Source organism: Ruegeria sp. YTSA105 (assembly GCF_059610225.1).
Map to the genome: position 1 here is coordinate 347881 of NZ_JBXWNE010000003.1, position 18436 is coordinate 366316.

The following is an 18436-nucleotide window of genomic DNA, read 5'->3' on the forward strand; positions in this document are numbered from 1 at the left end:
ATGAAGCGGTGCGCTGAAGCACTCTACGCCTCTTACAGGTACTATCAACGCTTGCACTTTACACCGGATAAGAAAATGCGACGGATTTTCTAGCCCTTTGGCACGAGGATCATTCCACTGCCCCGCGCATCCAGTCTTGAAGACAGGCAATTATATGTACTGACATCGCTTCACCAGCGGGCTGCGATTGTGCAAGCGGTTCAAGACGTCGCGGCTATTTGAGACACCCAAAAGTAAACGGGCCGCCGTCTTAATGAGACAGCGGCCCTTACTGACTGAATGTCGGGGTTTGGTCTCGCCCCCTCGAAAACCACTTAAAAATGGACAGACTAACAAAAACTTTCGACTTCTTCGAGACCAACCCGATTTCTCAATCGGTGTGCATCCTTAATGCCTGATCTTTGAGAGCGCGACAGTGAACTAGTTCACATTAAATAAATTTATCTTCAATTCTTCCAATCAAAGAACCCGGGGCCGGCCTTTGTCAGTAGTTTTTCGGCCATTGCGCGCGCCATTTCTGCACCATCACCAATCACGCCAGTGGCGTCTTCGGCGATAGAATCAGACCCGTCCGGGCGCAGGACTTCTCCGCGCAGGCGCAGAATGCCACCGCTGATATCAGCCAGCCCGGCAATCGGAGTCTCGCAGGACCCGTCAAGCGCGGCCAGCAAGGCGCGCTCGGCCAAAAGTCGATACCCGGTTTCGCTATGATGAATTGCCTCCAACATCCCTGCAGCACGGGGATCGTCACTGCGGCGTTCGATACCGATTGTACCTTGTGCAATAGCGGGCAGCATATCCTCGGGCGAGATAGCAGTTGCGGGAACGTCGTCCATATTCAGGCGCCGGATACCTGCCATCGCCAGAAACGTGCAATCCGCTACACCATCGGTCAGTTTCTTCAGGCGCGTTTGCACGTTGCCACGGAACTCGACCACATTCAGGTCAGGGCGCCGGTTCAACAGCTGAGCCCGGCGGCGCAAAGACGAGGTGCCAACCACCGCGCCATTGGGCAGGTCATGAATAGAGTTCAGGCTGGGCGAAATAAAAGCGTCGCGCACATCTTCGCGCGGCAGGAACGTGTCCAACACAAGACCCGCGGGCTGTTCGACCGGCATGTCCTTGGTCGAATGCACAGCGATGTCGATATCACCTCGCAGCATCGCTTCTTCGATTTCCTTGGTGAACAGGCCTTTGTTGCCGATCTCTTTCAGCGGGCGGTCAGCGTCGATCATCGCGCGATTGTCGCCGGTGGTCTTGATCACCACGATTTCGAATGCATCTTCGGGCAGATCAAAGGCTGTGCCTAACCGCTGCCGGGTTTCATAGGCTTGCGCCAGCGCCAGGGGCGAACCACGGGTGCCGATTTTCAGCGGTGAGGCGGGTGAAGGCAGGGTCAATGTCATGGACACAGCTTTAGTCGCGTCACATTGCCCTGACAATGGGGGCAGAGCTTGACAAATTGCCGCCGAAGGAAGACCCGTTGCCACAAACCAGACGATTGGGGGCACAGATGGCCGAAACAAAGAAACTGCTGCGGGCATTGGCAGGACAGGTGCAGGATGTGCCTCCGATCTGGATGATGCGCCAGGCCGGACGGTATCTGCCAGAATATCGTGCAACGCGCGCGCAGGCCGGGGATTTCCTGTCTCTGTGCTACAATCCCGAGCTTGCGGCCGAGGTCACATTGCAGCCGATCCGTCGCTATGGGTTCGATGCAGCTATCCTGTTTGCGGATATCCTGCTGGTACCACAGGCGCTGGGTGCGGACCTTTGGTTTGTCACCGGTGAAGGCCCGCGTTTGTCGACCATCACGCAGCAATCCGAGTTTGATGCGCTGAAATCGGTCGAGGATATCCACGAAACACTCTCGCCAGTCTATGAGACAGTGCGCATCCTGTCACAGGAGTTGCCGTCCGAGACAACCTTGATCGGTTTTGCTGGCGCGCCGTGGACAGTGGCGACCTACATGATCGCCGGACGCGGCACCCCGGATCAAGGCCCCGCCCATGCGCTGCGCGAGGGGAATACTGCGCTGTTCGAAGCGCTGCTGGACCGGATCACGCTGGCCACGATCGAATATCTTTCAGCCCAGATCGAGGCAGGCGCCGAGGTAGTCAAGATATTCGACAGCTGGGCCGGATCGCTGAAGGGTGAGGCGTTCCGCAAATATGCGGTCGAGCCGTGCCGCGTAATCACCCAGGCCATCAAGGAACGTCACCCCGGCATCCCGGTGATCGGATTCCCGCGAGAGGCCGGAGATGGCTATATCGGGTTCGCCAAAACCACGGGGGTTGATTGCGTCGCGCTGGACAATTCGGTCTCGCCGGAATGGGGCGCCGAGCATGTCCAGGTGGATGGTTGCGTACAGGGCAATCTGGCGTCGTCGCATATGGTGACCGGCGGTCAAGCGCTGGTGGACGAGACCCGGCGGATTGTCGATGCATTCTCCAAAGGGCCGCATATCTTCAATCTGGGTCATGGCATCACGCCCGATGCCGATCCCGACAACGTTCAGCGTATGATCGACGCAGTGCGCAACCGCTAGGCTTTGGGTCGGGCGTCCAGCTCGGCCAGTATGTCTTGTGTATGATCTCCGCGGCGCGGGCTGGGTCTGGGCTTCCACTCCCGCTCGGAAAACCGCGGCGCGGCGGCGGCCTGTAGCATACCGTCGGGGGCAAGCCAGATCTGGCGTGCTGTGTTCATGGCATGGTTCTGCGCTTCGGACGGGTTGAGCACCGGTGCAACACAGGCGTCACTTGCTGCAAACAGCGCCGCCCAATGATCACGTGGTTTGCCAGCAAAGATTTCAGCCAGCCGCCGGGTCAGCGCGGGCCAGGTGGAAGCATCATATTGCTGCCGAAATTCGGGATCGCCAGACAGGTCCAATATCTGCAGGAACTCGGCATAGAATTTCGGCTCCAGGCACTGCACCGCCACAAATCCACCATCAGAGCAGGCATAGGTTCGGCTCCAATGGGGACCGTCCAGAAGGCTGTGTCCGCGAGTATCTGACAGGTTTCCGGTTTGGCGCAGGCTCATCAGCAGGTTCATCATATGGGCCGAGCCGTCATAAATAGCGGCGTCCACGACCGTGCCCTTTCCTGTGCGTGCCGCATTCAGCAATCCGGCCAGAATGCCCGCGACCAGATACATGGCACCGCCACCGATATCACCCACCAAAGTGGCCGGGGTTTGCGGCGGTTGGTCCGGTTGCGACGCATACCAAAGCGCCCCGGACAGTGCGATATAGTTCAGATCGTGCCCGGCATTCTTGGACAAGGGGCCGTCCTGTCCCCAACCCGTCATACGGCCATAAATCAGCTTTGGGTTCAGATCGCGACAGATATCAGGGCCAAGGCCCAGCTTTTCCATCACACCGGGTCGAAACCCTTCGATCAGTGCATCAGCCGTGGCGATCAGGCGCCGGGCCACATCCAGATCGGCCGGGTCTTTGAGGTTCAGGCTGATCGAGCGCTTACCCCGATCCAGAACTGACTGTTCGGGCATGCCCGGAGTCGCGGCCTGCCCCGTGCGGTGGACGGTGATCACATCTGCACCGAGATCGGCCAACAGCATGGCGGCAAAGGGACCGGGGCCCAAGCCCTCGATTTCGATGATCCGAATTCCACTTAACATACCAGTCCTCCTGCCCGCGCAGGGTTTCGGGGCCAGCCAGGAAATGCAAGCCCGGACTGGAAAGGCCAATTGGAAAGCTGAGCAAAATGTGTGAATTGGGCCTGTTCTGTGGCTAACTCGCAGGGTAGTGTCGCCGCCAGAACGGGGGAGGCGCATGACAACAATTCTGTCCATCAGGGATTTGCGAAAGTCCTATGCCGGAGGTTTTGAGGCGCTAAAGGGCGTGTCTCTGGACATCGAGCAGGGAGAAATCCTGGCTCTGCTGGGTCCCAACGGTGCAGGCAAGACCACGCTGATTTCGACGGTGTGTGGAATAACGACGCCAACCTCAGGAAGCGTGACCGTCGGCGGCCACGATATCCAGACTGATTTTCGCGCAGCACGCCGGATGATCGGTTTGGTTCCGCAGGAGATCGCGCTCGAACCCTTTGAAAAGGTCTGGAACACTGTGCGATTGTCGCGCGGGCTGTTCGGGCTTGGGCAGAACAACGCACGTATCGAAGAAATTCTGCGCAAATTGTCTTTGTGGGAAAAACGCAAAAACGCGATCAAAGAACTATCGGGCGGTATGAAACGTCGGGTTCTGATCGCAAAAGCGCTGGCACACGAGCCGCGTGTTCTGTTTCTGGACGAGCCGACCGCAGGTGTTGATGTCGAACTGCGCAAAGACATGTGGGAAATCGTGGCCGAGTTGAAGCAGGCCGGTGTCACCATCATTCTAACCACCCACTATATCGAAGAGGCCGAGGCCATTGCCGACCGTGTCGGCGTCATCGACAAGGGTGAACTGCTACTGGTTCAGGACAAAGACACTTTGATGGCGCAGATGGGAAAGAAGCAGATCGAAGTCATGCTGACCCAGCCCATTCAAACCGTCCCCGACAGTCTGGCCGCACACAATCTCAAACTGAATGGCAAGGGTGACGCGCTGGTTTATACCTACGACACAAATGCCGACCGCACTGGCATCACCACCCTGTTGAACGATGTGGCCGAGGCCGGGCTGATTTTACGCGATGTACAAACGCGTCAGTCCAGCCTTGAAGAGATCTTTGTCAATATGGTGTCGGGAGAAGCCACATGAACTGGTCCGCCATTACTGCCATCTACCGGTTCGAAATGGCCCGGTTCTTCCGCACCCTTGCGCAAAGCTTCATATCTCCGGTCCTGTCGACATCGCTGTATTTCGTTGTCTTTGGCACGGCGATTGGCAGCCGCATACAAGAGGTCGAAGGCGTATCCTATGGCGCATTCATCGTACCGGGGCTGGTCATGTTATCTGTTGTGACGCTGTCGATCTCGAACGCCTCATTCGGGATCTATTTCCCAAAGTTTCTGGGAACGATATATGAGCTTCTTTCGGCGCCGGTGAATTTCATCGAGATCGTCATCGGCTATGTCGGAGCGGCGGCGACAAAGTCGCTGTTTGTGGGTGTCGTGATCCTTGTGACCTCTGCATTCTTTGTGGATTTGCGTATTGAACACCCGCTTGCCATGGTGACATTTCTAGTCCTGACCTGCCTCAGCTTTTCCTTGCTGGGCTTCATCATCGGCATCTGGGCCAGCAATTTCGAGCAGATGTCTTTGGTTCCGCAACTCGTGGTGACACCGCTGATCTTTCTGGGCGGTACCTTTTATTCGATTTCGATGCTGCCCCCGCTGTGGCAGACCATCACCCTGTTCAACCCGGTCGTCTATCTGATCTCGGGCTTTCGCTGGTCGTTTTACGGTCTGGCCGATGTGCCGATCATGTTCAGCCTTTTGGCCATACTGGCGTTTACCGGCGTGTGTCTGGGCATCATCGGATGGATCTTCAAAACTGGCTGGCGCATCCGGAGTTAGGCCGTGGACGGCGTTGCATTTTTGCCCATCACCTTCAGTAAATACGTCCACGCGACCGATAACGGTCAGCCGCTCCCTTGTTTACCGCGTGGGCGCACTCTACATCGGCACCCATGAAGGTCAGCCTGCCGTTTCTCAAAAAACAGCCAACCGTTTCGGTCGTGCGCTTATCGGGTGCAATCGGCATGTCCGGGCGCGGGTCGATGTCTGACACAACTCTGGCGCCGGTTCTCGAAAAAGCATTTCGCAAAGGCAAACCTGCCGCCGTCGCGCTTGAGGTCAACTCGCCCGGCGGATCCCCGGTCCAAAGTTCATTGATCGGTGCGCGCATTCAGCGTCTGTCGAAAGAACTGGATGTTCCCGTCTTCGCATTTGTCGAGGATGTGGCAGCTTCGGGTGGCTATTGGTTGGCAGCGGCAGCTGATGAGATTTACGCCGATGACAGTTCGGTACTGGGTTCGATTGGCGTGATCTCTTCGGGGTTCGGCGCACATCTTTTCCTTGAGAGGCAGGGTTTCGAACGGCGAGTGCACACGGCGGGCCATTCGAAATCCATGTTGGATCCCTTTGCCCCGGAAAAACCTGAAGATGTCGCAAGGCTTGAAGGCCTGCTACGCGATATCCACGAGAACTTCACTGCTCATGTCAAAGCACGACGCGGGGCAAAGCTTGAAACGGGTGCTGATCTGTTCACTGGCGAAGTCTGGCTGGCACGCCGCGCGCATGAACTTGGCCTGATCGACGGCATCGCTCATCTCAAACCCAAAATGCAGGACCGGTTTGGCGAAAAAGTAAAATTCCGCCGTTACGGGCTGCGCAAGCCATTCTGGTCACGGTTCGGCGCCTCCTTGGCACAGGACGCGGTTGCCGGACTTGAGGAGCGTGCCGCATACGCACGTTTCGGTTTGTAGCGTGATTATCAAGATCGTGACCCTCTTTTTGATTGCCATGGGCGTCCTGGCAATGTTCGGCAAACTGCGGTTCCCGGGGCAGAAAAAACTGCAATCCGCAAGATGCCCGCGCTGTCATCGGTTCAGGATCGGTAAAGGTCCCTGTGCCTGCGAAAAAGGAGGCCGCGCATGACGGCATGGCTGTTATCCGGTCTCGGTTTGTTGATCCTGTTGCTGGCGGGGGATGCGCTGGTACGCGGTGCCGTGAACCTCAGCCTGCGGATTGGAGTACCGGCGTTGATCGTTAGTTTGACGATCGTGGCATTCGGCACCTCGGCGCCAGAACTTCTGATTGCAATCAGTGCAATTAAGGAAAACGCACCGGGCATCGCCCTGGGTAACGTTGTGGGGTCGAACACGGCCAATATCCTGCTGGTGCTGGGCCTGCCTGCGCTGCTTGCCACGCTGCACACCAGCGAATGTGACAGCCGCAAGAACTATGTGTTCATGTTGCTGGCAACCGTTCTGTTCATCGGCCTTGCCTTCTGCGGCGTGTTCAACCTGTTCAGCGGCGCGATTTTGCTGGCTGCTCTCAGCTTTGTTCTATGGACCGCCTTCCGAGAAGCCCATGCCCATCGCAAGGCCTGCGGCAAAGCTTGCGCCGAGGATGACGATTTTGATGGCCTGGAAGAAGCCGATCCAGACATGCCCTATTGGAAGATTTCAGTCTACCTGGTGCTCGGACTGATAGGCCTGCCTATGGGCGCACATCTTCTGGTCGACAACGCTACAATCATTGCCCGCACTTACGGCGTCAGCGAGACTGTAATCGGACTGACACTTATAGCGGTGGGAACTTCCCTGCCGGAACTGGCGACCACAATTATGGCAGCACTGCGCCGACAAGCCGATGTCGCCTTGGGCAATGTTATCGGGTCCAACATGTTCAATCTGTTGGCCATCGTCGGCATTGCAACCCTGTTTGGGCGCATTCCTGTTGATCCAGAATTCCTGCGATTTGATCTTTGGGTCATGCTGGGCGCATCACTCCTTTTGGTCCCCTTTGTATTTTTCAAACGGGATATCACCCGCGGATGGGGAATTCTGTTGACAAGCCTTTACGCGGTTTACGTTATTTCCTTGTTGGTGTGACACAAAGAGAGGCCGCATGACCCGAGCCCTAGTTACCGGTGCCGGAATTCGCCTTGGTAGGGCAATGGCCCTTTATCTGGCCGGGCGTGGCTACGACGTGGCGGTCCATTACGCTTCCTCTGAACAAGAGGCATCTAAGGTTGTCGCTGAAATCAGGGCCCTGGGCCGCAATGCGGTGGCTTTGCAGGCCGACCTGTTAGAAGAAGCAGGCGTGGCTGCCCTGCTGCCACGCGCATCCGAGGCACTGGGCGGACCCATTACCTGCCTGGTCAACAACGCTTCGATATTTGAATACGACAACATCCACACGGCCACCCGGCAAAGCTGGGATCGCCACATGAACAGCAACCTGCGGGCGCCATTCGTTCTGACTCAGGCGATGGCTGAACAGGGTCTGGAACCTGAAACCGATGATGCAGGAGAGCCGCTGGCAACGGGCCTGATTGTAAATATGGTCGACATGCGGGTCCGCAAACTGACGCCCGAATTCATGTCCTACACCGTCGCCAAAATGGGGCTATGGGCGTTGACCCGTACTGCAGCTCAGGCGCTAACCCCGGCGATCCGCGTCAATGCCATCGGACCGGGACCGACGATGCAGGGTCACAGGCAATCCGAAGATCACTTCAAAGCACAGCGCGCCAACACCATTCTGGAACGTGGGTCAAACCCCTCTGACATCACCGCTGCACTTGGGTACTTCCTGGATGCTCATGCGGTCACCGGCCAGATTCTCTGCGTGGATGGCGGACAGCATTTGGGGTGGCAGACACCGGATGTTCTGGGCGTGGAATAACGTTTGGTGCTGGAAGTTTTGCACCGCTCTCATTTCTGTTATCAATCCGTTACAAAAATGTCTTTTTTTTCATACACTTGCCATGTGTAGAAATTTTTACTGTTTAAATTCAATAGATTACATATGTGCCTATTTTTTAAGCAAATCAAGGAATCCTTAATGAAACAAGGGAAAATTCAAGCCCCACAAAAGTTATCTGCACAGTTATCCACAGAATACGTGGATTTGTTTTCCCTTGATCTGAAGCGCTCAAGATTGCAGCCATGGTCAAAGAATCACATATTTTGGCCATGACCTCTCAAGACGACACCAACAGCTCTCAGAATGACGCCCATTCGACGGCCCAGTCGACAGGATACGCCTGCATCCAGCGATATGCGAAAACGCTCGACAGTTCACCTGGCGTGTACAGGATGCTGGATGCGGACAGCCGGGTTCTTTACGTCGGCAAGGCGCGCAATCTGAAGGCACGGGTGTCGAACTATACAAGACCGGGACACTCTGGCCGGATCGAGCGGATGATTGCGGCCACGGCCTCGATGATGTTCCTGACGACCCGGACCGAGACCGAGGCGCTGCTGCTTGAACAGAACCTGATCAAGCAGCTCAAACCGAAATACAACGTGCTGCTGCGCGACGACAAAAGCTTTCCCAATATTCTGGTGGCAAAGGACCATGTCTTTCCACAGATCAAAAAGCATCGGGGAGCAAAAAAGGAAAAGGGCGCGTATTTCGGCCCCTTCGCCAGCGCGGGTGCCGTGAACCGAACCCTGAACCAGCTGCAAAAGGCCTTCCTGCTGCGCAACTGTTCTGACTCGATGTTCGAAAGCCGCACCCGTCCCTGCCTGCTCTATCAGATCAAGCGGTGTTCTGGGCCTTGTGTCGGGTTGATCTCGGATCAGGACTACCGTGAAAGCGTCAAGGATGCGGAACGATTCCTGTCAGGCCGGTCGACCAAAGTGCAAGAGGAACTGGCCGAACAGATGATGGCCGCGTCTGAGGCGATGGAGTTTGAACGCGCCGCTGGCCTGCGCGATCGCATCCGGGCGCTGACGCAGGTGCAGACCTCGCAAGGCATTAACCCGCGCGGTGTGGCCGAGGCGGATGTGATCGGCCTGTATATGGACGGTGGGCAGGCTTGCGTTCAGGTGTTCTTCATCCGCGCCAACCAGAACTGGGGCAACAAGGACTTCTATCCCCGCGTCGGGGCAGATGTGTCAGCCGCCGAGGTGATGGAGGCGTTTCTGGGTCAGTTCTATGACAACAAGGAACCACCCCGTCAGTTGATCCTGTCAGATGCCATTGAAAACGCCGATCTGATGCAAGAGGCGCTGACCGAAAAAGCCGGTCGCAAGGTAGAAATCCTTGTGCCCCAGCGTGGTGAGAAACAAGAACTTGTCGGAGGGGCCATACGCAACGCGCGTGAATCCCTGGCCCGGCGGATGTCGGAAAGTGCCACGCAGGCCAAACTGTTGCGCGGGATCGCCGAGGCATTTGATCTGGATGCCCCGCCAAACCGGATCGAAGTCTACGACAACTCCCATATTCAAGGAACAAATGCCGTGGGCGGCATGATCGTGGCCGGCCCCGAAGGTTTCATGAAAAATGCCTATCGCAAGTTCAACATTCGTGGAGATGACCTGACCCCCGGTGACGACTTTGGCATGATGAAAGAGGTGCTGACCCGCCGCTTTACCCGCCTGCAAAAAGAAGACCCCGACCGTGACAAGGGAATGTGGCCCGATCTGCTGTTGATTGACGGTGGCGCCGGGCAAGTGAGCGCCGTCCATGAGATTATGGCGCAGCACGGGGTCGAAGAGATTCCCATGATAGGTGTCGCCAAAGGCGTTGACCGCGACCATGGTAAGGAAGAATTTCACCGCACTGGCCAAAGGCCCTTTGCGCTGAAACGCAACGACCCGGTGCTCTATTTCATTCAGCGCCTAAGAGACGAGGCCCACCGGTTTGCCATCGGCACCCATCGAGCCAAGCGTGCCAAGGCCGTGGGGGCCACACCGCTGGATGAAATCCCCGGCGTAGGGGCCGCGCGCAAACGAGCCCTGTTGGCTCATTTCGGCAGCGCCAAAGCAGTTGGCCGGGCCAACCTGGCCGATCTGAAAGCGGTCGAAGGGATTTCGGCCGGCTTGGCGCAAAAGGTCTATGATTTCTTCCACGACAAGGGCTAGGCCCGCCGCCCGCGCCACAGGATGTACAGCCCCGAGGCCACAATCAGCGCGCTGCCGATCCACATGGTCTGGTCTAGTTGCTCGCCGAACAGGAACACGCCCAGACCGATACCGAACAGCAGACGCGTATAGCGGAACGGCGTCACGGCCGAGACCTCTCCGATCCGCATCGCCTTCATAAGCGAGGCATAGGCCATCACACCCATAAGCACCGCACCGGTCAGAAACAGACCGTTGTACAGATCGAGCGGGACGATTGGCACGTCCTCCCACAGGCGATAGGCCAAACCGGCAACGATGATGCTGAGGAAGCCGTAAAAGCCCAAAACCTCAGTCCCCAGTGTCGCCGGGGCTGCGCGGCTGGCCAGATCGCGACCGGCAAAGCCCAACATGCCCAGCACCGCCAGAATGGACAGCGCCGAAAAGCTGTCTCCGGTCGGTTGCAGGATGACTACAACGCCAATCAGACCGATCAGAATCGCGCTCCACCGTCGCCAGCCAACTGTTTCGCCAAAGATCAGCGCAGCGCCAGCGACCACGACCAACGGAGTCGCCTGCAAAATCACAGTAGCTGAGGACAAAGGCGTCAGCACAATGGCTAAGACATAGAATAACCGTCCGAATACCTCGAAGAGCACGCGCACTTTCATCGGGCGCGACAGGACATCCGGCTGAAACAGTTGCGTGCCGCGCGCCAGTGCAACCGCCGCAAAGACCAGGGCCCCACCCACCCCGAACAGAACCATCACCTGCCAGATCGGTACGGCACCCGAAGCCGCTTTCAACAGCGCGTCTTCCAGCGCAAACCCCGCCATTGCGGCGATCATCCACAGGCTGCCGGTCAGATTTGACCGGGCATCGGTTTGTATATGAGCTGTCATGAGGTGCCTTCTGTCCCGGATACGTGCGGTGAACCTGACCGCAAATAGAACAAACTCCAAGGGGCATGGACGCACCACGCGCTGCCTGCGGCGCTTTGACCAAGTTCAGGGGACAAGTACGGTTTTTTGACTGTCTATCTTTTCTGTTGGATTTTAGCGATGTAGGGTCCGCTGCATGAAGTGGAACCTGCCCAATATTCTGACCGTCCTGCGTCTGCTGGCAGCCCCGGGGCTGGCCGTGATGTTTTTGTATTTCACCCGGCCCTATGCCGACTGGTTCGCGTTGATCCTGTTTCTGACAGCCGCCTTAACCGACTGGTTCGATGGCTATCTGGCACGAGCGTGGAAGCAGGAAACAAAAATTGGCGCCATGCTGGACCCGATTGCCGATAAGGCGATGGTGGTGATCGCGCTGATGATCTTGGTCGGGTATTCGGCCGAACACTGGACGCCGTGGCTGGTCCTGCCTGCCACTGTGATCCTGTTCCGAGAGGTCTTTGTGTCAGGCCTGCGCGAATATCTGGGTGATACGGCTGGGACGCTGAAAGTTACCAAACTTGCCAAATGGAAAACCACGGCCCAGATGGTGGCGATAGCCGTCTTGTTTTCACAGGGCATCTTCGAGCATTACTTTGTGATGGCCAGCTTCGGCATGGACCCAACGCTGATCGACCAGATTCTGACCGGGCAGGAAGACGACCTGAACGGCCTGCGCTGGCATCTTGAAGGGATGTTCTGGTCCAGTCGGATCGGCCTGTGGCTGCTGTGGATCGCAGCAGCGCTGACATTGATCACCGGCTATGACTACCTACGTAAAGCCATGCCACACCTGAAGGAGAACTAAGGGATGGATGTGCTGTATTTCGCATGGGTCCGCGAACGGATCGGCCTGCCGAAAGAACGGGTTGAAACCGAGGCGGCCACCGTATCCGATCTGGTCGCAGAACTTAGCGCGCGCGAGGATCGCTATGCAGCGGCCTTTGCGGATCTGTCGGCCTTACGTGTTGCGCTGGATCAGGAATTGTCGGATTTTGACGCCCCGTTGGCGGGCGTTCGTGAGGTTGCCTTTTTCCCACCAATGACAGGTGGCTGAGGTCATGCGCATCGTGGTGCAGGAAGACCCGTTTGACCTAGCTACCGAGGCAAATGACTTTGCGGCGGGCGATGCTGCAAATGGCGCAATCGTGACCTTTACCGGTGTTGTGCGTGATCTGGCCACGGGCGATTTGGACGTGATGGAGATTGAGCATTATCCGGGCATGACGGAACGGGCCTTGACCCAGATTGCGCAAGAAGCAATGGACCGCTGGTCGCTGGGCAATGTGCTGGTGATCCATCGGCATGGCAGGCTCGCTCCGGGGGATCGGATCATGATGGTGGCCACTGCCGCACCGCATCGTAAGGATGCGTTCGAGGCGGCCGAATATCTGATGGACTACCTAAAATCCCGCGCCCCCTTCTGGAAGAAAGAAATCACCACCGCTGGTGCGGAGTGGGTTTCGGCCAAGGACGAAGACGAAGATGCGCTGACCCGGTGGTAAACACGGGTCCCTGGATATAAGCCTTTGCACCATGCTGTTCGTATTCGGCGCTCACATGCTTATCATCGCGTGCTGCAAATTTGGATCCGCCAAAACTATGCTGGATAAGGTGTTGGTTTCAGGCAGCCGCTCAGCTTCGGTCAACTCTAGAACCGTAAGCAAAACATCCCGCATGTGGGCAAAGATGTTGAGACAATCTTCCTCAGCCGAAGCCGCAAAAAAAATGACTATCGGCAGGAAAGCGGTAATCAGCGCTGTCAGAATGCCGGTTCCGAATAGATAGTCGTTGAACGGATTTTTGACATCGTAGAAGCCCCTAAAGGTTAGAGTTTCCCATTCGATTTCGACCCTAAGAACAGACGGAAGATGCCGACTGGAACTTGACGGCATATCACCTCAGCTGCGTGGACCCAGCAAGCACCAATACCAGCTTGTTTTGGAGTTCTGGATTACCTGACGTTGCACAAGGCCCTTATCCGGAAACAGGGAATCGTGTTCACGGGATCGATGCGCATGTCCTAGCCTGAATAAAGAAGCACGTTCTCGGGGCTCTTTGGCGCACCCGGCAAAGCACCGGCCAATAAATTTGGTCACTTTTCGGAGGGGTCACTTTCTGCATAGTCTCGCAGTACTTGAATGTCCGAGAGCAGGGCATGTGTCCGGTCAATTTTAACGCCAAACGGCTTTAGCCGGGAAAAGGCGCGGCTCAGGCTTTCGGGCTTCATGCCCAGGCGCCCGGCAATCAACATCTTGTCATAGGGCAGCTCGACAACACAGTCCCCCATCTCGGCTTCGCAGAGAGTCAGAAGAAATTCTGCCACCCGCTGTGCGCCGGTCTGGGCCTTAAGCTGCTCAAGCTGGGCGACCAGAGAATGCAGATGGGTAAAGGTAGCTGCCAGAATTGACACCCCAATTTCCGGGTCCTCTCGCATAAGGGACAAAAGGACCGGACTTGGAATGTGCATGATCTCACAGGCCGAAACTGCCTCGGCCGAAACCGGATAGGGAACGTTACGCAAGGCGACCGCCTCGCCAAAGCTTTCGCCGCGGGTGAAAACGCTGACAACTGCTTCGGCACCGGTAGGGGACATGCGAAACAGCTTTACCCAGCCCGACAGAACCACATGAATGGCCTGGGCTTTTTCTTCCTGTAGAAAAATCGTCTCTCCGCGATCATATTTCCGCCAAATCGCGTGGCTTAACAGCGTGTCGATATGATGCTCGGGAAAGCTTTTGAGCAATAGTGACTGCTTGGCGATCGCTTTTAGTGCCTCATGCGCCACGAAGCTTTCCCCTCTTTTCTAGTTGCGTACCCGATCAGTACGTCCGTCTTCTTAAGGCTATGCCAAACCTTCGGCTTCCAAGCCAGCCTTTCCTTTCTGCGGCTTGACATTTGTCATGTTGCGTAGCGGGCCCGGCACATAGTCTTGCTGGAAAGCCAGTATTCCCAGGAGTGTTCGAGATGGACTACGAGCGTTTTTTCAGCCAAAGCCTTGAGCATCTGCGCGACGAAGGCAACTACCGCATCTTCATTGATCTACAGCGCCGCTGTGGCGCGTTCCCGAATGCACGCCAGACGGACGGCGCTTTACAGCGCGACGTACGAATTTGGTGTTCCAACGACTATCTGGGAATGGGCCAGCATCCTGACGTAGTCGGGGCAATGCACGATGCACTCGACCGTTGCGGCGCGGGCGCAGGGGGCACACGCAATATCTCGGGCACGACACATGACCACGTTTTGCTGGAACAGGAACTGGCCGACCTCCACGGGAAAGAAGCCGCCCTTCTGTTCACCTCGGGCTATGTGTCGAACTGGGCGGCACTTGGGACGCTGGCTGCGAAGATCCCAGGTCTGATCGTATTCTCGGACGCTTTGAACCATGCCTCCATGATTGAAGGCATCCGCCATTCGCGGGCACAAAAAGTGATCTGGAAGCACAATGATCTGGCGGACCTCGAGGCAAAGCTGGCCGCAGCCGATCCAGATGCGCCCAAGATGATCGCCTTCGAATCTGTCTATTCGATGGATGGGGATATCGCTCCGATCAAAGAGATTTGCGACCTGGCAGATAGATATGGTGCGATGACCTATCTGGACGAGGTCCACGCCGTTGGCCTTTATGGCTCGCGCGGTGGTGGCATCGCCGAACGCGAAGGGTTGATGGATCGCCTGACCGTCATCGAAGGGACGCTGGGCAAGGCCTTCGGCGTGGTTGGCGGTTACATCGCGGCATCCGCTGCCTTGTGTGACTTTGTCCGCAGCTTTGCCAGCGGGTTCATATTTACCACCGCCCTGCCACCCGCAATAGCAGCAGGCGCTGCCGCCTCGATCCGACACCTCAAGCAATCCAATACCGAGCGCGATCTGCAGAAAACCCGCGTTGCGCAGGTGCGCGCCAAACTGGACACCGAAGGCATCCCGCATTTGCCCAATCCCAGCCACATCATCCCGGTGATGGTAGGTGACCCGGTGAAATGCAAATTCATCTCGGATACGCTGCTGGAAGAATTCGGGATCTATATTCAGCCGATCAACTATCCGACCGTTCCCAAAGGCACCGAACGCCTGAGAATTACCCCCTCTCCGGTTCATACCAACGAAGATATCGACCATCTGGTCGGTGCCTTATCGGCCCTGTGGCAACGGTGTCAGATCGCGCGAATGCCGATGGCCGCACAATAACTGAGGCGTCCCCGCACTTGGAGAACTGCCGCCCCACGAGGGCGGCTTTTTTCATGTCAAAACAGTGAGAGGCCGAAGATCACCATCGCAAATCCGGTCAGTACCATGGTGAAACCGCTCAGCCAGGCCGGGCTGTGCGTCAGGTCCAGATATCGTGCAAGGATAATGCGGGCTTTGGACAGGGCCAGGATCAAAATGCCTGCGCTCAACACCGGTGAGGACAGGGGGAGTATCGTCAGCAGGGCCGAAGCGGTGCTCAGAACCAACAGGCTGAGCCATGCGCGGGTGAGCGGGTTTGGGAGCATCCAGCGGGAGCTTTTTGGATCCGATGAGGTTTGGGTCATGCCCGTCATCCCAACAGGTAGATCACGGGGAACAGCATGATCCAGACGAGATCGACCATGTGCCAAAACTGGGCGCCGGCCTCGATGTTGCGGGGATTGTCCCGCCAGGCGACCAGCAGCAGGATAACAACCCCAGCCAACACATGTGCCGCGTGGAAGCCGGTGAGCAGATAGTAGAACAGGAAGAACGGATGGGTCTCGTAGGTAATTCCTTGTGCAGCCTTGTCCGCGTATTCCACGCCTTTGATGATCAGGAATACAACGCCCAGCGCGGCGGCTGCGATTAGCGCCAGGCGGGCAGCAGTCCGACGCGCAATCTGCCGCCAATGCAAGGCTTGCGCGGCCAGATAGCCAGAGGTGACCAGAACCGCAGTGTTCAGCGCGGCTCCGGTGCGGTGCAGATGCGATTGCGCCTCGGCAAAGCCCGCCGGATCGGTCAGGCGCACGCCCATGAAAGCGATCAGGCCCGCACCAAAGACCAGCAGTTCCGAAATGATCAGAACCCACATCAGTAATTCGCCGGGCAACTCGTCGATAAGGGACGCTTCGCTCATGCGCCAACCAGTTGGCGGTAGATTTGCGGCAGCGCCATAGTCAGGCGATGCGGGTCCGGGATGACGGCAAAGCCGCCCTGCCCGAACATCCGCGGGAACCAGCTTTTACCTGTCTTGTCGATGGTGACGCCAAAGACCGATTGCCCGGCTCGGCGCGCCTCGCGCACGGCCATGTGGGTGTCTTCGATTCCGTGGCGGCCTTCGTAGTGGTCAAGATCATTGGGTTTGCCATCGGTGATCACCAGTAGCAACCGGCGCTTACGCGTTTGGGTGGCCAGATCGGCCGAGCAATGGCGGATAGCGGCACCCAGCCTTGTATAGTGCCCCGGGCGTAACGATGCGATGCGCTGTTCAACCTGGCTGCCCATCACCTCATCAAACCGTTTGCAGCGTTGCACATAGACCCGCTGTCGTTTCAGTGAACTGAAGGCGTGAATGGCGAAATCGTCACCACAGGCGTTCAGTCCCCAGGCCAGCGCTGCCAGCGCCTCGCGTTCGATGTCGATCACGGCGCGGCCAGTCACGGCACTTTCGGTCGAGCGGCTGACATCCAGCAGGATAGATACCGCCAGATCGCGTGCCTCGGGGCGGGATTGTTGCCAGATGCGTTCGGTACCTTCACCGTTTGCACAGCGGTCAACCTGCGCCCGAACGGCGGCCTCGATATCCAGCTGATCGCCGTCCAGATGGCCTCGGGTCATCACGCGGCCCGGGCGCAGCGCTTCGAACTGGCGTTTGACGGCGCGGATACGGCGGGCGGTGGCGGGGTCTTTTCCAAACTCGGCGGCATCCTCACGACTATCGGCGTCCGAGGTTAGAACGTTGACGTGATCAGGCAGATATTGCCCGGTGCGCACGTCCCATTCCGGATAGAGAATACGGCCCGACAGACGTTCGCGATTCACATCCTCGGGTGCCAGGTCCAGATGCAATTTCAGCTTGGTCGGTGGCGCCTTGGAAATCTGGCCCAAACCGATCTCATCCTGATCATCGGCGGCCTTTTTGGCATTGTCGGGATCATCGTCATCAATGCGACGGTTGATGTTCAGAAACTCGGCCCAGCTGAGGATCGCCTCGAATTTATGAAGGATAAAACTGTCGCTGCGTTCAGCCTGGTCGGATTTGCGCCGCCGGGCACGGTGGGTTTTCTCACCCGATTCCTCGGGCGGGCCTTCGGTATCGGGGTTTTCGACATCGTTATGCTCTGAAAAACCAACAGCGCGTAATTCCGGCCACAGAGGGACAGGGCGGAAATGTTGATATCCGCGTGGGGCAGTCAGGTCATCGTCAAATGACATGAATTGCCTGGCCTTCGGGGATAAAGGCGCGGGGTCGCCCAGCCGATGGCGGATCAGTTCTTCAACCGCTGTTTCCACAGGCGGGAGGCCGAATTTGTTGCGGTCATGCAGAACACCTTTGCAAAGCTCAGTGTAAAGCGGTCGCAAGCCGGGGGCGTTGTCCAAGGTTGCATTAACCATCGTTTGTACAGCGCTCAGCGCGTGCAGATCGGCGCGCAACGGATCACCTTCGACGATCCGGGTTCCCGCATGGGCCGCTGCGGCGGCCAGCCAAACATACAGCGCTCCGTTCGCCTCGCGCGCGGGAAACACCGCCAGACGGTCCGGGAGGCGCAGCACTTCGCCATCGAACGAAGCGCGCGGCATCAGTTCAACTTCGGTACCCAACCGACGGCGCCAGCTTAGGCGATGGTGTGAAACCTCGGGCGAGACCGGGCGCAATTCAACGCCCGGGCTGCCCCCAAGCCCGCGAAAAAGGACTGCCAGCCGCCCCGCGACCTCAGAAAGGTCGACCGCGGCTCCAACATGCACCTGGGGTGCATCGAGACGGCTGGCAAGGGAGTGCCACAGTTTCCCGATCGTTTCTTCGGGTTCCCATGGCTCAAAATCGATCCTGACCATCGGCCG

General features: G+C 57.5%; 19 protein-coding genes. 11 read left to right on the top strand and 8 right to left on the bottom strand.

The genetic code is table 11. The features are described from left to right. Positions 1-446 precede the first annotated feature (446 nt). Complete coding sequence (hemC, locus tag AC2FH2_RS06595) at positions 447-1406, bottom strand: hydroxymethylbilane synthase (protein ID WP_271948580.1); 960 nt, start codon at positions 1404-1406, stop codon at positions 447-449. 107 nt (positions 1407-1513) lie between these two features. Here hemC and hemE point away from each other — a divergent pair, with 107 nt between their 5' ends. After that, the gene (gene hemE, locus AC2FH2_RS06600; RefSeq protein WP_271948582.1) at positions 1514-2548 is read left to right on the top strand and encodes a uroporphyrinogen decarboxylase; all 1035 of its coding nucleotides are present in this window, start codon (positions 1514-1516) and stop codon (positions 2546-2548) included. Here the strand turns inward: hemE and AC2FH2_RS06605 are convergent. Further along, positions 2545-3639 carry a CaiB/BaiF CoA transferase family protein gene (locus AC2FH2_RS06605; RefSeq protein ID WP_496823180.1) on the bottom strand — a complete coding sequence of 365 codons (1095 nt, stop codon included), beginning with the start codon at positions 3637-3639 and terminating at the stop codon, positions 2545-2547. The genes hemE and AC2FH2_RS06605 overlap by 4 nt on opposite strands. Before the next feature lie 154 nt (positions 3640-3793). On the opposite strand from AC2FH2_RS06605, the gene AC2FH2_RS06610 reads away from it, so the two are divergent. From AC2FH2_RS06610 to uvrC, 6 genes are all read left to right on the top strand, one after another. Then, positions 3794-4723 (top strand): ABC transporter ATP-binding protein, encoded by a 930-nt coding sequence (locus tag AC2FH2_RS06610; protein WP_142635285.1) that lies wholly within the window; start codon positions 3794-3796, stop codon positions 4721-4723. Further along, on the top strand, positions 4720-5481 hold the full coding sequence (locus AC2FH2_RS06615) for an ABC transporter permease (protein WP_271948588.1): 762 nt from the start codon (positions 4720-4722) through the stop codon (positions 5479-5481). Before AC2FH2_RS06610 ends, AC2FH2_RS06615 begins: the two co-directional genes overlap by 4 nt. Positions 5482-5594: 113 nt before the next feature. Continuing rightward, a complete protein-coding gene (locus AC2FH2_RS06620; protein WP_496823181.1) occupies positions 5595-6392 on the top strand; it encodes a S49 family peptidase in 798 nt (265 codons plus the stop codon). Between the two features lie 168 nt (positions 6393-6560). Further along, a complete protein-coding gene (locus tag AC2FH2_RS06625; protein WP_271948590.1) occupies positions 6561-7523 on the top strand; it encodes a calcium/sodium antiporter in 963 nt (320 codons plus the stop codon). Between the two features lie 16 nt (positions 7524-7539). Then, positions 7540-8319, top strand: a complete 780-nt coding sequence (locus AC2FH2_RS06630) for an SDR family oxidoreductase (protein ID WP_496823182.1) — start codon at positions 7540-7542, stop codon at positions 8317-8319. 290 nt (positions 8320-8609) lie between these two features. Beyond that, a complete protein-coding gene (uvrC, locus tag AC2FH2_RS06635) occupies positions 8610-10505 on the top strand; it encodes an excinuclease ABC subunit UvrC (RefSeq protein ID WP_496823183.1) in 1896 nt (631 codons plus the stop codon). Here the strand turns inward: uvrC and AC2FH2_RS06640 are convergent. Beyond that, the gene (locus AC2FH2_RS06640; protein WP_281995276.1) at positions 10502-11386 is read right to left on the bottom strand and encodes a DMT family transporter; all 885 of its coding nucleotides are present in this window, start codon (positions 11384-11386) and stop codon (positions 10502-10504) included. The two genes, uvrC and AC2FH2_RS06640, sit on opposite strands and share 4 nt — an antisense overlap. Positions 11387-11561: 175 nt before the next feature. Between AC2FH2_RS06640 and pgsA the strand changes: the two genes are divergently transcribed. Genes pgsA through AC2FH2_RS06655 form a run of 3 tightly spaced genes read left to right on the top strand, consistent with a single transcriptional unit; the run spans position 11562 to position 12927 of the window. Continuing rightward, positions 11562-12230, top strand: a complete 669-nt coding sequence (gene pgsA, locus AC2FH2_RS06645) for a CDP-diacylglycerol--glycerol-3-phosphate 3-phosphatidyltransferase (protein ID WP_142635269.1) — start codon at positions 11562-11564, stop codon at positions 12228-12230. A 3-nt stretch (positions 12231-12233) separates the two neighbouring features. Further along, positions 12234-12479: a molybdopterin converting factor subunit 1 gene (gene moaD / locus AC2FH2_RS06650; RefSeq protein WP_142635267.1), complete on the top strand. Its 246-nt coding sequence runs from the start codon at positions 12234-12236 to the stop codon at positions 12477-12479. Positions 12480-12483: 4 nt separating this feature from the next. After that, positions 12484-12927, top strand: a complete 444-nt coding sequence (locus AC2FH2_RS06655) for a molybdenum cofactor biosynthesis protein MoaE (RefSeq protein WP_496823198.1) — start codon at positions 12484-12486, stop codon at positions 12925-12927. A 51-nt stretch (positions 12928-12978) separates the two neighbouring features. On the opposite strand, the gene AC2FH2_RS06660 is transcribed toward AC2FH2_RS06655, so the two are convergent. Both AC2FH2_RS06660 and AC2FH2_RS06665 read right to left on the bottom strand, forming a co-directional pair. Then, entirely contained in the window at positions 12979-13317 is a 339-nt protein-coding gene (locus AC2FH2_RS06660; RefSeq protein WP_282027225.1) for a hypothetical protein, read from the bottom strand. A gap of 200 nt (positions 13318-13517) precedes the next feature. Further along, a complete protein-coding gene (locus AC2FH2_RS06665; RefSeq protein WP_142635263.1) occupies positions 13518-14210 on the bottom strand; it encodes a Crp/Fnr family transcriptional regulator in 693 nt (230 codons plus the stop codon). Between the two features lie 179 nt (positions 14211-14389). On the opposite strand from AC2FH2_RS06665, the gene hemA reads away from it, so the two are divergent. Next, positions 14390-15613, top strand: a complete 1224-nt coding sequence (gene hemA, locus AC2FH2_RS06670; protein WP_496823184.1) for a 5-aminolevulinate synthase — start codon at positions 14390-14392, stop codon at positions 15611-15613. A 56-nt stretch (positions 15614-15669) separates the two neighbouring features. Here the strand turns inward: hemA and AC2FH2_RS06675 are convergent, their stop codons facing one another. The 3 genes from AC2FH2_RS06675 to AC2FH2_RS06685 are packed head-to-tail and all read right to left on the bottom strand — an operon-like array spanning position 15670 to position 18430. After that, positions 15670-15957 carry a cytochrome C oxidase subunit IV family protein gene (locus tag AC2FH2_RS06675; protein WP_496693527.1) on the bottom strand — a complete coding sequence of 96 codons (288 nt, stop codon included), beginning with the start codon at positions 15955-15957 and terminating at the stop codon, positions 15670-15672. A 5-nt stretch (positions 15958-15962) separates the two neighbouring features. After that, positions 15963-16511 (bottom strand): cytochrome c oxidase subunit 3, encoded by a 549-nt coding sequence (locus tag AC2FH2_RS06680; protein ID WP_496706118.1) that lies wholly within the window; start codon positions 16509-16511, stop codon positions 15963-15965. Further along, complete coding sequence (locus AC2FH2_RS06685) at positions 16508-18430, bottom strand: nitric oxide reductase activation protein NorD (protein WP_496823185.1); 1923 nt, start codon at positions 18428-18430, stop codon at positions 16508-16510. Before AC2FH2_RS06685 ends, AC2FH2_RS06680 begins: the two co-directional genes overlap by 4 nt. Positions 18431-18436: the final 6 nt, after the last annotated feature.